The 13728-nt window shown below is 71.0% G+C and carries 11 protein-coding genes; 6 read left to right on the plus strand and 5 right to left on the minus strand.

Annotated features, from left to right (window positions below; translation table 11 throughout):
• Positions 1-173: 173 nt before the first annotated feature.
• Entirely contained in the window at positions 174-3848 is a 3675-nt protein-coding gene (locus J2847_RS09135; protein WP_209778695.1) for a tetratricopeptide repeat protein, read from the plus strand.
• Here J2847_RS09135 and J2847_RS09140 read toward each other — a convergent pair.
• From J2847_RS09140 to J2847_RS09160, 5 genes are all read right to left on the minus strand, one after another.
• Entirely contained in the window at positions 3820-4617 is a 798-nt protein-coding gene (locus tag J2847_RS09140; protein WP_209778696.1) for a MetQ/NlpA family ABC transporter substrate-binding protein, read from the minus strand. The genes J2847_RS09135 and J2847_RS09140 overlap by 29 nt on opposite strands.
• A 12-nt stretch (positions 4618-4629) precedes the next feature.
• On the minus strand, positions 4630-5298 hold the full coding sequence (locus J2847_RS09145; protein WP_143268135.1) for a methionine ABC transporter permease: 669 nt from the start codon (positions 5296-5298) through the stop codon (positions 4630-4632).
• A complete protein-coding gene (locus J2847_RS09150) occupies positions 5276-6328 on the minus strand; it encodes a methionine ABC transporter ATP-binding protein (protein ID WP_209778697.1) in 1053 nt (350 codons plus the stop codon). Before J2847_RS09150 ends, J2847_RS09145 begins: the two co-directional genes overlap by 23 nt.
• 43 nt (positions 6329-6371) lie before the next feature.
• Complete coding sequence (locus J2847_RS09155; RefSeq protein ID WP_209778698.1) at positions 6372-7154, minus strand: MetQ/NlpA family ABC transporter substrate-binding protein; 783 nt, start codon at positions 7152-7154, stop codon at positions 6372-6374.
• Positions 7155-7225: 71 nt separating this feature from the next.
• The gene (locus J2847_RS09160; RefSeq protein ID WP_085552591.1) at positions 7226-7426 is read right to left on the minus strand and encodes a hypothetical protein; all 201 of its coding nucleotides are present in this window, start codon (positions 7424-7426) and stop codon (positions 7226-7228) included.
• A 538-nt stretch (positions 7427-7964) separates the two neighbouring features.
• Between J2847_RS09160 and hisG the strand changes: the two genes are divergently transcribed.
• The 5 genes from hisG to J2847_RS09185 all read left to right on the plus strand — a co-directional run bounded on the left by hisG (position 7965) and on the right by J2847_RS09185 (position 13597).
• Positions 7965-8675: an ATP phosphoribosyltransferase gene (gene hisG / locus J2847_RS09165; RefSeq protein ID WP_085552590.1), complete on the plus strand. Its 711-nt coding sequence runs from the start codon at positions 7965-7967 to the stop codon at positions 8673-8675.
• Entirely contained in the window at positions 8659-9984 is a 1326-nt protein-coding gene (hisD, locus tag J2847_RS09170; protein ID WP_209778699.1) for a histidinol dehydrogenase, read from the plus strand. Before hisG ends, hisD begins: the two co-directional genes overlap by 17 nt.
• Positions 9981-10463: a UPF0262 family protein gene (locus J2847_RS09175; RefSeq protein ID WP_209778700.1), complete on the plus strand. Its 483-nt coding sequence runs from the start codon at positions 9981-9983 to the stop codon at positions 10461-10463. Before hisD ends, J2847_RS09175 begins: the two co-directional genes overlap by 4 nt.
• Positions 10464-10478: 15 nt before the next feature.
• Positions 10479-10952: an arsenate-mycothiol transferase ArsC gene (locus J2847_RS09180; RefSeq protein WP_233474392.1), complete on the plus strand. Its 474-nt coding sequence runs from the start codon at positions 10479-10481 to the stop codon at positions 10950-10952.
• 335 nt (positions 10953-11287) lie between these two features.
• Positions 11288-13597: a hybrid sensor histidine kinase/response regulator gene (locus J2847_RS09185; protein WP_209778701.1), complete on the plus strand. Its 2310-nt coding sequence runs from the start codon at positions 11288-11290 to the stop codon at positions 13595-13597.
• Positions 13598-13728 lie beyond the last annotated feature (131 nt).

The following is a 13728-nucleotide window of genomic DNA, read 5'->3' on the forward strand; positions in this document are numbered from 1 at the left end:
GAGGTTCGGCAATTTTCCCCGATTATACAGTTTGTTTATCGGGGCACCAGCCCCTCTCAATGCCGTCGAAGACTTGAAGTTCCCGACGAACGGCCACCCACGGTTTTCCCGGCGCGTCATCATGGTCGAAGCGTGCTATCAAGAGGTGCCGGGACCGCAACGCCGCAACCTTGATGACCCTTCCGCCTCCCCCCTCCCTCGCCGACGCGCTGGCCCGGCACCGTGCCGGCGACCTCGCCGGGGCGGAAGAGGGCTACCGCGCCATCCTCGCCGCCGACTCCGGCCAGCCGGACGCCCTGCATCTGCTCGGCGTGCTGGCCCACCAGTGCGGCCATCACGGGGAGGCGGTCCGGCTGATCGGCGAGGCGCTGGCCCGGCGGAACGGCATCGCCGAGTATCACGCCAACCTCGGGCTGGCGCTGCACGCGCTCGGCCGGACGGCGGAGGCGGAGGCCGCCTACCGCCGGGCGCTCGACCGGCGGGAGGCTTATCCGGAGGCGCACAACAGCCTGGGCAGCGCCCTTCAGGAGCGCGGCCGGCTGGAGGAGGCGGCCGCCCATTACCGCCGCGCGCTGGATCTGCGCGGCGACTACGCGGAGGCCTGGACCAACCTCGGCACCGCGCTGCGCGCCGCCGACCGGACCGGCGAGGCGGAGGACGCCCTGCGCCGGGCCTTGCGGCTCGATCCGGAAAACCCGGTGGCGCTGACCAACCTGGGCGTCCTGCTGAAGGAGGCCGGCCGGCTCGCGGAAGCCGAGGCCGCCCATGCCGGGGCGCTGCGCCACGCCCCCGGCGACCCGGAGACGCTGGTCAACATGGCCCTGCTGCGCGAGGCGCAGGGCCGCCCGGCCGACGCCGAGGCGCTGCACCGGCAGGCGCTGGCGACCGACCCGGACTTTCCGCTGGCGCGCTGGAACCTCGCCCTGCTGCTGCTCGGCCAGGGGCGGCTGGCGGAGGGGCAGGCGCTCTACGAGGCGCGATTCGCCTCCCGCCGGGTGCAGGGTGGGCGCGACGACCTCGCCATGCCGCGCTGGGACGGCGACGATCCGGCCGGCCGGCGCATCCTGGCGTGGCGCGAGCAGGGGCTGGGCGACGAGCTGCTGTTCGGCTCCATCCTTCCCGATCTGGCGGCGCGGCTCGCCGCCTCGTCCGGGCATCTCGTGGTCGAATGCGACGCGCGGCTGGTCGGGTTGCTGGCCCGCTCGCTTCCCGGCGCCACGGTGCGGGCGCCGACGGCGGGACCGGCCGACGCCGACCGGCACGTCGCCATGGGGTCGCTGCCCGGCCTGATGCGGCGGCGGCTGGCCGATTTTCCGGCGGCGGCGGATTCGGGGACGGCAGATTCAGGAGCGGCGGGCTGGCTGAAGGCCGATCCGGGCTTGGCCGCGCGATGGCGCGAAAGGCTGGACGCGCTCGGGCCGGGGCTGCGGGTGGGAATCTGCTGGCGAAGCCGGCTGCGGGCCGGGGAACGCAAGAAATCCTACACGGCGCTCGCCGATTGGGCGCCGCTGTTCGCCGTGCCCGGCCTGACGCTGGTCAGCCTGCAATATGACGGGGCCGAGGCGGAGATCGTGGAGGCCGAGGCGCGCTTCGGCGTGAGGCTGCACCGCTGGGCCGACGCCGACCTGACGGAGGATCTGGAGACGGCGGCGGCGCTGACGGCCGGTCTCGACCTCGTGGTGACGGTGGCGACCTCGGTCGGCGAGATGGCGGGAGCGCTCGGCGTGCCGGTCTGGCGCTTCGGCCAAGCTGGTGACTGGACCGCTCTGGGCACGGCGGTGCGCCCCTGGTTTCCAGCCATGCGGCTGTGGAGCGCGCGGCCCGGCGAGGGGCTGGGCGACGTGCTCGGGCGGATCGCGGACGCGTTGCGGCGGATGGCGCGGGAGCCGGCAAACCGGGCGACCGCCCTGCTCGCCGAGGCCCGCCACCTTCACGACGCCGGCCGCTGGCCCGATGCCGAGAAGGCCTACCAGCGCCTCCTCGACCTCGATTCGAACAACGCGGACGCCCTGGAGGGCTATGGCTGGCTCGGCTGGCAGGCCGGGCGGCCGGACATCGCCGTCACGCTGCTGACCCGCGCCATCGCGGCCAAGCCGACGGCCGGCCGCCACCGGCGGCGGGCGCTCGCCCACCAGACCCTGGGCGACCTCGCCGCCGCCGAAGCCGACTGGAGCGACGCCGCCGCCCTCGCCCCCGACGACGTGGAGGCGCTCGGCAGCCTGGGTGCCCTGCGGTTGAGCCGGGGCGACGCGGCGGGGTCGGCCGAGGCGACGCGGGCGGCGCTGCGTCACGCTCCCGATCACGCCGGCCTGCACGCCAATTTCGGGCTGGCGCTCCAGGCGGCGGCGGGCGGCGGCACGGCCTCCCTGCGCCGCGCGCTCGCCCTCGACCCGGCGCTGGCGGAGGCGTGGAACGGGTTGGCCGCCGGGGAAGCCGGCACGGCGGCGGAGCGCGCCGCGCGCCGGGCCCTGCGGCTGCGCCCCGGCTATCCCGAGGCGATGGGCAACCTCGGCGTGGCGCTTCTGGCGCTGGACCGCGCCGACGAGGCGGTGGCGAGCCTGCGCGCCGCCCTGCGCGTCCGGCCGGAGGATGGCGGCACCCTCGCCAATCTGGCCCTGGCGCTGGAGCGCGGCGGCGACGGCAACGCGGCCGGGCTGGTCTGGTGGCGGCTGATCCTGCTCGCGCCCGGCGGCGGCGAGGGCTGGGCCGGGCTGGCGGATCTGCGGCAGCGGCAGGCCCGGCTGGACGCGGCGCTGAAGGCCTGGGGACGGGCGCTGACGGCGGCGCCGGGGCGGGCGGACTGGCGCTACAACCTGGGCAACGCGCTGCACGCCGCCGGCCGGCCGGCGGAGGCCGACGCCGCCTACCGCCTCGCGGTGGAAACGGATCCGTCCATGACCCTGGCGGCCTTCAACCGGGGCTACGCGGCGCTGGCGCGCGGCGAGCTGGCGGCGGGCTGGGCCGGGCTGGAGGCGCGTTTCGCCTCGGGACAGGCGTTGCCGGACCGGCGCTTCCGCATTCCGGGTTGGGACGGCGGCGATCTGGCGGGACGGACCGTGCTGGTCTGGCGGGAGCAGGGGATCGGCGACGAGCTGATGCACAGCTCCTGCTACGCCGACCTGATCGCGCGGGCCGGACGGGTGGTCATCGAATGCGAGGCACGGCTGGTGGCGCTGTTCGCCCGCTCCTTCCCGACCGCCCTGGTGCGGGCGGAAAGCGCGGATCCGGTGGATGCCGACGTCCAGGTCGCGGCGGGGTCGCTGCCGCTGCGGCTGCGCGGCCGGCTGGCGGATTTTCCGACGGGCAATGCCGGATGGCTGAGGGCGGATCCGGCGGCGGTGGCGCGGTGGCGAGCGGTGGCCGATGGAAAGCTGCTCGTCGGACTCTGCTGGCGCAGCCGCTTCATGAGCGCCGCGCGGTCCGCCAATTACGCCACGCTCGACCGCTGGGGAGCGATCCTCACCCTGCCCGGCCTGCGCTTCGTCACTCTTCAATACGACGAGTGCGAGGCCGAACTCGCCGGGGCCGAGGCGCGCTTCGGCATCCGCATCCTGCGCCCGGACCTCGACCTGTTGAACGACCTCGACGGCGCCGCCGCGCTCACCGCCGCGCTCGACCTCGTGATCTCCGCCGGAACCTCGGTGGCGGAGATGGCCGGGGCGCTCGGCGTGCCGGTCTGGCGCATCGGCCACGCCGGGGAATGGACGGCGCTCGGCACCGGCTGCCGCCCGTGGTTCCCGTCGATGCGGCTGTTCGGCCCGCCGCCCGGCGGCACGCTCGACGACGCGCTGGGCGCCGCCGGGCGTGCGTTGCGGGACCTTACCAGGCCGGAACCACCGCGTCCTTGAACTTGGTCAGGACGAACTGCTTGACCTCGGGGCTCTGGTAGATCTTCACCAGCTTGGCGACCCAGGGCTTGTCCTTGTCGGCCTTGCGGACGACGAGGATGTTGGCGTAGGGGCTCTCGGCCGCCTCGCGGGCGATGGCGTCCTTCACCGGATCCATGCCGGCCTCGATGGCGTAGTTGCCGTTGATCGCCGCCACCGTCACGTCGTCCAGCGAGCGCGGCAGCTGCGCGGCGTCCAGCTCGACGATCTGGAGCTTCTTCGGGTTCTCGACGATGTCGATCGGCGAGGCCTTCAGCGTGCCGCCGTCCTTCAGCTTGATCAGCCCCTTGGCCTGGAGCAGCAGCAGCACGCGGCCGCCGTTGGTCGGGTCGTTGGGGATGGCGACCTTGGAGCCGGGGGCCAGCTCGTCCAGGTTCTTGATCTTCTTGGAGAAGAGACCGATGGGGAAGACCACCGTCTTGCCGACGGTGACCAGATCATAGCCACGGTCCTTGATCTGGTTGTCCAGATAGGGCTGGTGCTGGAACGAGTTGATGTCCAGATCGCCCTGCGACAGCGCCTGGTTGGGGATCACGTAGTCGGAGAATTCCAGGACCTCGAGATCCAGCCCTTCCTTGGCGGCGAGCGGCTTCACCGCCTCGAAGATCTGGGCGTGCGGACCGGGGGTGACGCCGACCTTGAGGGCTTCCGCCGAAGCGCCGAAGGCCATGGCGACGGTGGCGGCACCGGCCAGCAGGGCGGCCAGCGGACGGAGACGGATACGCGGCATCTCGAACACTCCTCAGACTTTCAGATTTCGCTTGTTGACGCGGCGGGCGATCCAGTCGCCCGTCGATTGCACGACCTGCACCAGCACGATCAGCACGACGACCACCGCCAGCATCACCTCCGGCAGGAAGCGCTGGTAGCCGTAGCGGATGCCGAGATCGCCCAAGCCGCCGCCGCCGACGGCGCCGACCATGGCCGAATAGCCGATCAGGCTGACGGCCGACAGGGTCAGGCCCATGGCGATGGCCGGCAGCGCCTCCGGCAGCAGCACCTTGCGGACGATCTGGAACGGCGTGGCGCCCATCGCCTGCGCCGCCTCGATCAACCCGCGATCGACCTCGCGGATGGCGTTCTCGACCACGCGGGCGATGAAGGGAGCCGCCGCGACGGTCAGCGGCACGATGGCCGCCGAGGTGCCGATGGAGGTGCCGGCGACCAGCCGGGTGAAGGGGATGATCGCCACCACCAGGATGATGAAGGGGGTCGAGCGGGTCATGTTGACGACCGCGCCGATGATCCGGTTGAAGACGAGGTTCTGCAACAGCTCGCCGCGTCCCGTCACCGCCAGCAGCACGCCGAGCGGCAGCCCGATCAGCGTGCCGATTGCGCCCGACACCGCCACCATGTGCAGCGTGTCGATCAGCCCCTTGATGAGCAGGTCAATGATTTGCGGGGACAGCATGGCCCAGGACCTCGACACCCAGATGGTTGACTTTCAGCAGGCTGACCGCCGCCTCGACGGAGGTGGAGTCGCCCAGCGCCTCGACCACCAGCGTGCCGAAGGGGGCGCCCTGGATTTCGTCGATCTGCCCGTGCCAGATGTTCAGGTCAAGGTTCAGCTTGCGGCTGATGGCGCTGATGACCGGGCTGGTCGCCTTCTCGCCGGTGAAGGTGATGCGCAGGACCGGGTTGGCGCCGGGCTGCGGGGTCGGCGACAGACGGTCCTTCAGGCTGTCCGGGATGCCCCGGTTGATCACCGGATCGACGAAGCTGCGCGTGGTCGGGTGCGACGGGTGGGCGAAGATGTCGAAGACCGGCCCCTGCTCGATGATGCGGCCGCCCTCCATCACCGCCACCTTGTGGCAGATCTCCTTGATGACGGCGATCTCGTGGGTGATCAGGACGATGGTCAGGCCGAGCCGCCGGTTGATGTCGGCCAGCAGATGCAGGATCTGGGTCGTCGTCTCCGGGTCGAGCGCCGAGGTCGCCTCGTCCGACAGCAGCACCTTGGGCTTGCTGGCCAGCGCGCGGGCGATGCCGACGCGCTGCTTCTGCCCGCCCGACAGCTCGGCCGGGTAGCGGTCGCGCTTCTCGGCCAGCCCGACGAGGTCGAGCAGCGGCTCCACCGCCGTCTTGATCTCCGCCTTGGGCATCCCCGCCAGCTCCAGCGGCAGCGCCACGTTGTCGAAGACGGTGCGCGAGGACAGCAGGTTGAAATGCTGGAAGATCATGCCGATCGAGTGGCGGGCCTGCCGCAGCTCGGCCGCCGACAGGGCGGTCATCTCGACGTCGTCGACGCGCACGCTGCCCGTCGTCGGCTTTTCCAGCAGGTTGATCGTGCGCAGCAGGGTGGATTTCCCGGCCCCGGAGCGACCGATGATTCCGAAGATCTCGCCGCGCCCGATGGTCAGGTCGATGTCGGCGAGCGCCTGGACCGGCACGCCCGAACCACGGGCGGGGAAGGTCTTCTGAAGGTTTGTTAGCGTAATCATTTTCTGGTCGGCGAAAGGGGGAGCCGCAACTCCCCCGGCCGTCTCACCACGTCGGGATGATGGAGCCGTTGAAGCGCGTCTCGATAAACTGCCGCACTTCGGGCGAACGATACAGCGCGATGAAGCGCTTGATCGCCGGATCCTCGGCGCGGTCCTTGCGGACGGCCCAGACGAGGTGCCACTTGGACTGGTCGTCCTCCAGCAGCAGCGCCTGCTTCGGGTCCAGCTTGGCCAGCACGGCGTAGTTCAGCGTGATGACCGAGGCGTCGACGTCGTCGAGCGAGCGCGGCAGCTGGGCGGCGTCCAGCTCGACGAACTTGATGTTCTTCGGGTTGCTGGCGATGTCGACGATGCTGGTGTTGATGCCGGCGTCCGGCTTCAGGCCGATCAGCCCTGCCTTGGCCAGCAGGAACAGGGCGCGGGCGGCGTTGGTCGGGTCGTTGGGGATCGACACGGTGGCGCCGGACTTCAGGTCCTCCAGCTTCTGCGCCTTCCTAGCGTAGATGCCCATCGGCACGACGACGCTCTTGGCGACCGAGACGATGTCGTAGTTGCGCTGCTTGATCTGGTTGTCGAGGAAGGGCTGGTGCTGGAAGTTGTTGGCGTCGATGCTGCCGTCCTGGAGCGCCGCGTTCAGCATGTTCCAGTCGGTGAACTCGATCACCTGGGCCTCGATGCCCTCCTTGGCGGCGATCTTGGCGGTGAAGTCGAGGATTTCGCCGTAGGGACCGGCGGAGACGCCGACCTTCAGCGGGGCGGCAAGGGCGGTGGCGGCGGCGGTGAGAAGGCCGGCGGCCAGAACCGCCGACGTCAGGAAACGCTTCACGGCAGATGTCCTTCGTTCTTCTTGGGGATGATGCGTGGGACTGGAGGTCGTCGCGGATCCGGGCGGGCCGCTCAGCGGCGGCGGTTGTCCGGCAGGCGGCTGAGATGCTGGTGGGCGGCGCGCTGGGCCTGCCCGACGTTGCGGAAGACCCGGCGGTCGAGGTCGCGGAAGGCCCAGTCAGACACGAAGAAGGTGAAGCCGCCGCGCTCGGCGACGACGATGCCGGCGGAACGGCCCTGGACCTCGATGGCGTAGGCGTTGGCGTGGGTCATGACGGAAGGCTCCCCTCGGCCCGTGGCGACCGGCGGTCTGTCGCGGTCGGCGGCGCGGGCGGTGTTGTCTCGAATCGGCGGAAGGCTGCGCTGGGGTCAGCGGCAACACATTCGGGCGACGGAGAACACGGCAACCGGGAACCTGTTCCGGGAGTGGGGAGGAGCGGCGGTCCGCTGGGTCATTCCGGTCTCTCCTTCATCAGAGGTCCACGACCGGCATCGTGGCGCTTTAGCGTTTGGTGACGCGGCGCAAGCTGCGAGGATCAAATTGCCGCGGGCTGCCCACCATTGGGCCGCCGATGAGCTTTATCTACGCCACGAGTCAGGATTGTGTCAATCCACATTTTTCACCGTAGATGTGAAATAACATATTCCACACAAACAACGGGTTCATAGCGGGACCCCAGCCTTCCGTCCCTCCCCGTCACCACAAAGGTCACCACAAGGGTGACGCGCGCGTGGAATGTGCTATCTATCGCGTCTGCGGTTCACCCGGGGCGCCCGCCCGCGCCCCGGCGGTCCACCCGAGGAGAGAGTTTTGTCCGCCGACACCAGCGCCCCGGCGAATCCGGCCACCCCGTCCCCGGCCGACGACCAACTGGTGCTGGCCCTGCCCAAGGGCCGCATCCTGAAGGAGCTGCGCCCGCTGCTGAAGCATGCCGGGATCGAGCCCGAGGCGGCCTTCGACGACGACAACAGCCGGCTTCTGCGCTTCGCCACCAACGTGCCGAACCTCAGCATCATCCGCGTCCGCTCCTTCGACGTGGCGACCTTCGTCGCCTTCGGCGCCGCGCATCTCGGCGTGGCCGGCAACGACGTGCTGATGGAGTTCGACTATCCCGAGATCTACGCGCCGCTCGACCTCGGCATCGGCAAGTGCCGCCTGTCGGTCGCCGAGCCGGTGGAGCTGGGGGAGAGCGACGATCCGTCGCGCTGGAGCCACGTCCGCGTCGCCACCAAATACCCCGAGGTGACCAAGCGCCATTTCGCCGCGCGCGGCGTCCAGGCCGAATGCGTCAAGCTGAACGGCGCCATGGAGCTGGCGCCGACGCTGGGCCTGTGCCGCCGCATCGTCGATCTGGTCTCGACCGGCTCGACGCTGAAGGCCAACGGGCTGGTCGAGGTGGAGCACATCGCCGACGTGACCTCGCGCCTCATCGTCAACCGCGCCGCCTTCAAGACGCGGCCGGACGAGATTTCGCAATGGATCGACAGGATGCGGGAGGCGGTCGATGCCCGTCAGGCTTGATATCCGGGACACCGCCTTCGCCGAGGGCTTCGAGGGGCTTCTGCACGCCAAGCGCGAGACCAGCGAGGACGTCCAGGCGCTGGTCGCCGGGGTCATCGACGAGGTCAAGGCGCGCGGCGACGCGGCGCTGATCGACTTCACCGCCCGCTGGGACCGCCAGACCCTGACGCCCGGGACCCTGCGCATCGGCCAGGACGAGATCGACGCCGCCACCGCCAAGTGCGGCGCGGAGACGCTGGAGGCCCTCGACCTCGCCGCCGCGCGGATCGAGGATTTCCACCGCCGGCAGGTGCCCGAGGCGGTGGACTACCGCGACGCCCAGGGCGTGCGGCTCGGCGCCCGCTGGACGCCGGTGGGCGCGGTCGGGCTGTATGTGCCGGGCGGCACCGCCTCCTACCCGTCCTCGGTGCTGATGAACGCGCTGCCGGCCAAGGTCGCCGGCGTGGAGCGCATCGTCATGGTGGTGCCGACGCCGGACGGGATCATCAACCCGCTGGTGCTGGCCGCCGCCAAGCGCTGCGGAGTCGGCGAGCTGTACCGCGTCGGCGGCGCCCAGGCGGTCGCGGCGCTGGCCCACGGCACGGCGACGATCCGCCCGGTCGACAAGATCGTCGGCCCCGGCAACGCCTTCGTCGCCGCCGCCAAGCGGCAGGTCTACGGGCTGGTCGGCATCGACAGCATCGCCGGCCCGTCGGAGATCCTGGTGGTCGCCGACGCGCGGAACGACCCGGCCTGGATCGCCATGGACCTGCTCTCGCAGGCCGAGCACGACACGTCCGCCCAGTCGATCCTCATCACCGACGACGCCGCCTTCGCCGACGCGGTGGCCGCCGCCGTGGACCGGCATCTGGAAACCCTGCCGCGCACGGCCATCGCCGGCGAGAGCTGGCGCGAGCACGGCGCCGTCATCCTGGTCGGCGACCTGCTGGCCGACGCGCCCGCCCTGGTCGACCGGCTGGCGCCCGAGCATCTGGAACTGGCCGTCGAGGACCCGGACGCGCTGGCCGCGCGGATCCGCAACGCCGGCGCCATCTTCCTCGGCCGCCACACGCCGGAGGCCATCGGCGACTACGTCGCCGGCCCCAACCACGTCCTGCCGACGGCGCGCAGCGCGCGCTTCTCGTCGGGGCTGAACGTGCTGGACTTCATGAAGCGGACGACCTTCGTCGGCTGCGACGCGGACAGCCTGCGGGCCATCGGCCCGGCCGCCGTGACGCTGGCCCGCGCGGAGGGGCTGGACGCGCATGCCCTGTCGGTGGCGCTGCGCCTGCCCGGCGGAGGGAGCTTAACGACGGGAGGGGGCGCGTGACCGCAAAGAGCAACCGCCGCATCACCCATGTGACGCTCGACGAGCGCACCGTGGTCCGCCGCAAGCCGGAGGTGGAGCACGAGCGCGCCGTCGCCATCTTCGACCTGCTCGAAGAGAACGAGTTCTGCCCCTGCGACCACGCGGACGCCGGCCCCTACCACCTGCACCTGTCGATCGAGGACAACCGGCTGCTCTTCGACATCCGCTGCGAGGACAACAGCGATCTGGTCACCATCGCCCTGCCGGTGACCGGCTTCCGCTCGATCGTGAAGGACTATTTCCTGATCTGCGAGAGCTACTACGCCGCCATCAAGCGGTCGACGCCGTCGCAGATCGAGGCGATCGACATGGGCCGGCGCGGCCTGCACAACGAGGGATCGGAAATGCTGCGCGACCGGCTGTCGGGCAAGGTCGAGATGGATCTCCAGACCGCGCGCCGGCTGTTCACGCTGATCTGCGTCCTCCACATTCGCGGCTGACGGGGCGGACGGCGCATGGTCATGGTGGCGGCCCCGGCCTTCCAGACCCTTCCGGTCACGAGCGTTCTGTTCGCCTGCACCTACAACATGATCCGCTCGCCGATGGCGGCGGCGCTGATGCGCCATTTCCACGGCACGCGGGTCTATGTCGATTCGGTCGGCGTCCGCGAGGGGGACGAGGTCGACCCCTTCGCCGTCGCGGTGATGGAGGAGATGGGGATCGACCTCTCCAAGCACCGCTGCCGCACCTTCGAGGATCTGGAGGACACCAACTTCGACCTGATCGTCTCGCTGTCGCCCGAGGCGCAGCACCGCGCCATCGAGATGACGCGGACCATGGCCTGCGACGTCGAGTTCTGGAACACCTTCGACCCGACCCTGGTCGACGGCACCCGCGACGCCATGCTGGAGGCCTACCGGCAGGTCCGCGACGGGCTTCTGGTGAAGCTGAAGCAACGCTTTCCCCTGTCGCGCGGCCCCAGCGTCTGACACCGCCAAGCGTAAGCTGACACACCCACCTTGCTTTCCGTCCTGACCGGGCTTGTCCCGGTCATCCGCGCGCAATCCCGGCCATGACGATCTGCGGCCGCGGATGCCGGGCTCAAGGCATGGCTCAAGGCAGGACTCAAGGCCGGGCATTCGCCCGACGGCGCGGCACGCGGAAGAGTTGGTTTTTCCTGTGATATTTTCAACTTTTCGAGCGGACCCCATTCCCACGCCACCGCCTCCGATGCTATTGAGCTGTGTCATGGAGGCGGCTTTTGCCTCATTCTAGGGTCGGATCCGTCCCGTTTCAGACCCGCCCCGCTGGAGACACGCCCCCCATGCCCGCAGGACCGCTGCCCCGCCTGCTCCGCGCCGTGAGCCCGCGCAGCCTGCGCGTCCGGTTGATGGGCGTGGTGCTGGCGTCGCTGGCCCTGCCGCTGCTGGGCGCGCTCTATCTGTTCGACCAGCAGCTCGACGACCGCCTCGACGCCGCCCGCGAGCAGGTCGTCCATCTGGCGGCGGACGGGGTCGAGCGCCAGCGCGACCTGATCGGCGAGGCGCGCAACCTGCTGGGCGTGCTGTCGCTGGTGCCGGCGATCCGCGACGCGACCTTCGAGAGCACAGACGCCTGCGTCGGCACGCTCGCCCCCATGCCGCGCCAGCACCGCTGGACCACCGGCGTCTGGCTGGCCGAGGCGGACGGGCGGCTGATCTGCGACACCAGCGGCCCCGGCGGCGGCATCAACCTGCGCGAGCGCGAGTATTTCCAGCGCGTGCTCGACACCCGCGCCGCGGTGGTGAGCGACTTCATCATCGGCAAGCGGTCGCTGCGGCCGCTGATCATCGTCGCCGCCCCGATCCTGCGCGACGGCCGGGTCTGGCGCGTCATCGGCGTCGCCGTCGACCTCGCCTGGCTGACCGACCTCGTCAAGGTGCTGAAGCAGCCCGACGCGCGGGTGCTGGTCCTCGACCGCAACGGCGTCATCGTCGCCCGCCAGCCCGACCCCGAGGGCTGGCTGAACCGCAACGTCAGCGACCTGCCCTACGTCCAGCGCATGCTGAAGGAGGGTGCCGGCACCCTGGACAGCCCCAGCGCCGACGGCCGCCCGCGCCTGTGGGCCTTCCGCCATTCGGCGGAAACCAGCACCATCTTCGCCGTCGGCGTGCCGACCGAGCCGATCCTCCGCGAGGCGAGGCGCGACCTGCTCCAGGGGCTCGGGCTGCTGGCGGTGGCGGCGCTGGTCAGCGTCGCCGCGCTGTGGGCGCTGCTGCGCGCCTCGGTGCTGCGTTGGGTGTGGGAGCTGGCGGGCGCCGCCAAGCGCATCGGCGCCGGCGGGGTCGGCACGGTGATCGAGGCCGACCGCGCGCCCCACGAATTCCAGCTCGTCGCCCACGCCTTCAACGACATGTCGCGCCGCCTCCAGCAGCGCGAGCAGGACCTGCGCGGCGCCATGGAGGAGGCGCGGGCCGGCAGCCGCGCCAAGGAGGAGTTCCTGGCGACGATGAGCCACGAGATCCGCACGCCGATGAACGGGGTGATCGGATTCGCGGAGATGCTGCTGGAAACCCCGCTGACCGCCGAACAGCGCCGCTACGCCTCGCAGGTGCGCGAGGCCGGGCGGTCGCTGCTGACCGTCATCAACGACGTTCTCGACCTGTCGAAGCTGGAGGCCGGGCGGCTCGATCTGGTCAGCGTGCCGTTCCGGCTCGACGACCTCGCCGACCGCTGCGTCGCCATCGTCCGCCTGACCGCCGAGCAGAAGGGTCTGGAGTTGCAGACCGCCATCGCCTCGACGGCGCGCGGCTTCGTGATGGGCGATCCCGACCGGGTGCGGCAGATCCTGCTGAACCTGCTGGGCAACGCGGTCAAGTTCACCGACCGCGGCTCCGTCCGGCTGACGGTGAAGGCGACGGACGACGGCCAGGGCGGCCGGCGCTGCACCTTCACCGTGACCGACACCGGCATCGGCATCGCCGAGGAACGCCGACACGACCTGTTCCAGCGCTTCACCCAATTGGAGCGCGGCCGGGGCGGCACCGGGCTCGGGCTGGCGATCTGCCACCGGCTGGTCGAGCTGATGGGCGGCGAGATCGGCGTGGAGAGCCGGCCCGGCAGCGGCAGCAGTTTCTGGTTCACGCTGCCGCTGCAACCGGCCGGCGCCGCCGTCCTCCAGGCGGAGAGCGCCGCCCCGTCCCTGTCGGAACCCGGCAGCCCCGGCGCCCGCGTGCTGCTGGCCGAGGATCTGGCGATGAACCGCGACCTCGCCGTCGCCATGCTGACCCGGGCCGGGCACCATGTCGATTCCGTGGAGGACGGCGCCGCCGCCGTCGCGGCGGTGCAGGAGACGCCCTACGACCTCGTGCTGATGGACGTGCAGATGCCGGTGATGGACGGGCTGGAGGCCACCCGCCGCATCCGCGCCCTGCCCGGCCCGACCGGCCGCATCCCGATCCTCGCCCTGTCGGCCGGCGTGCTGGCGGTGGAGGTCGAGCGCTGCCTCCAGGCCGGCATGAACGCCCACCTCGCCAAGCCGCTCGACAAGGGCAAGCTGCTGGCCGCCATCGCCCATTGGGCGGCGCCGGCGGAGGACGGTCCCGGCCTGGAGACGGACCGGCCCGCCGGACCACGGCAGATCGTCCACACCTGAACCGGCGCCGGAACCGGCGCCGAACAGGATGGTGCGGCCGAACCCGCGCGGATCCGCTTGAACCGCCCGCCGGTTGTCCCCCGCAGGTTGATGCCCATATGGGCTGAGTCGGTGCTATACTGCCTGTCCGC

The organism is Azospirillum agricola (assembly GCF_017876095.1).
In the GTDB taxonomy this organism is placed as follows: domain Bacteria; phylum Pseudomonadota; class Alphaproteobacteria; order Azospirillales; family Azospirillaceae; genus Azospirillum; species Azospirillum agricola.

What these genes read in the sequence shown, in the direction of transcription:
- J2847_RS09135 (WP_209778695.1), top strand. Translation starts at nt 174, where the DNA reads ATGACCCTTCCGCCTCCCCCCTCCCTCGCCGACGCGCTGGCCCGGCAC.
- J2847_RS09140 (WP_209778696.1), bottom strand. Translation starts at nt 4,617, where the DNA reads ATGCCGCGTATCCGTCTCCGTCCGCTGGCCGCCCTGCTGGCCGGTGCC.
- J2847_RS09145 (WP_143268135.1), bottom strand. Translation starts at nt 5,298, where the DNA reads ATGCTGTCCCCGCAAATCATTGACCTGCTCATCAAGGGGCTGATCGAC.
- J2847_RS09150 (WP_209778697.1), bottom strand. Translation starts at nt 6,328, where the DNA reads ATGATTACGCTAACAAACCTTCAGAAGACCTTCCCCGCCCGTGGTTCG.
- J2847_RS09160 (WP_085552591.1), bottom strand. Translation starts at nt 7,426, where the DNA reads ATGACCCACGCCAACGCCTACGCCATCGAGGTCCAGGGCCGTTCCGCC.
- hisD (WP_209778699.1), top strand. Translation starts at nt 8,659, where the DNA reads ATGCCCGTCAGGCTTGATATCCGGGACACCGCCTTCGCCGAGGGCTTC.
- J2847_RS09180 (WP_233474392.1), top strand. Translation starts at nt 10,479, where the DNA reads ATGGTCATGGTGGCGGCCCCGGCCTTCCAGACCCTTCCGGTCACGAGC.
- J2847_RS09185 (WP_209778701.1), top strand. Translation starts at nt 11,288, where the DNA reads ATGCCCGCAGGACCGCTGCCCCGCCTGCTCCGCGCCGTGAGCCCGCGC.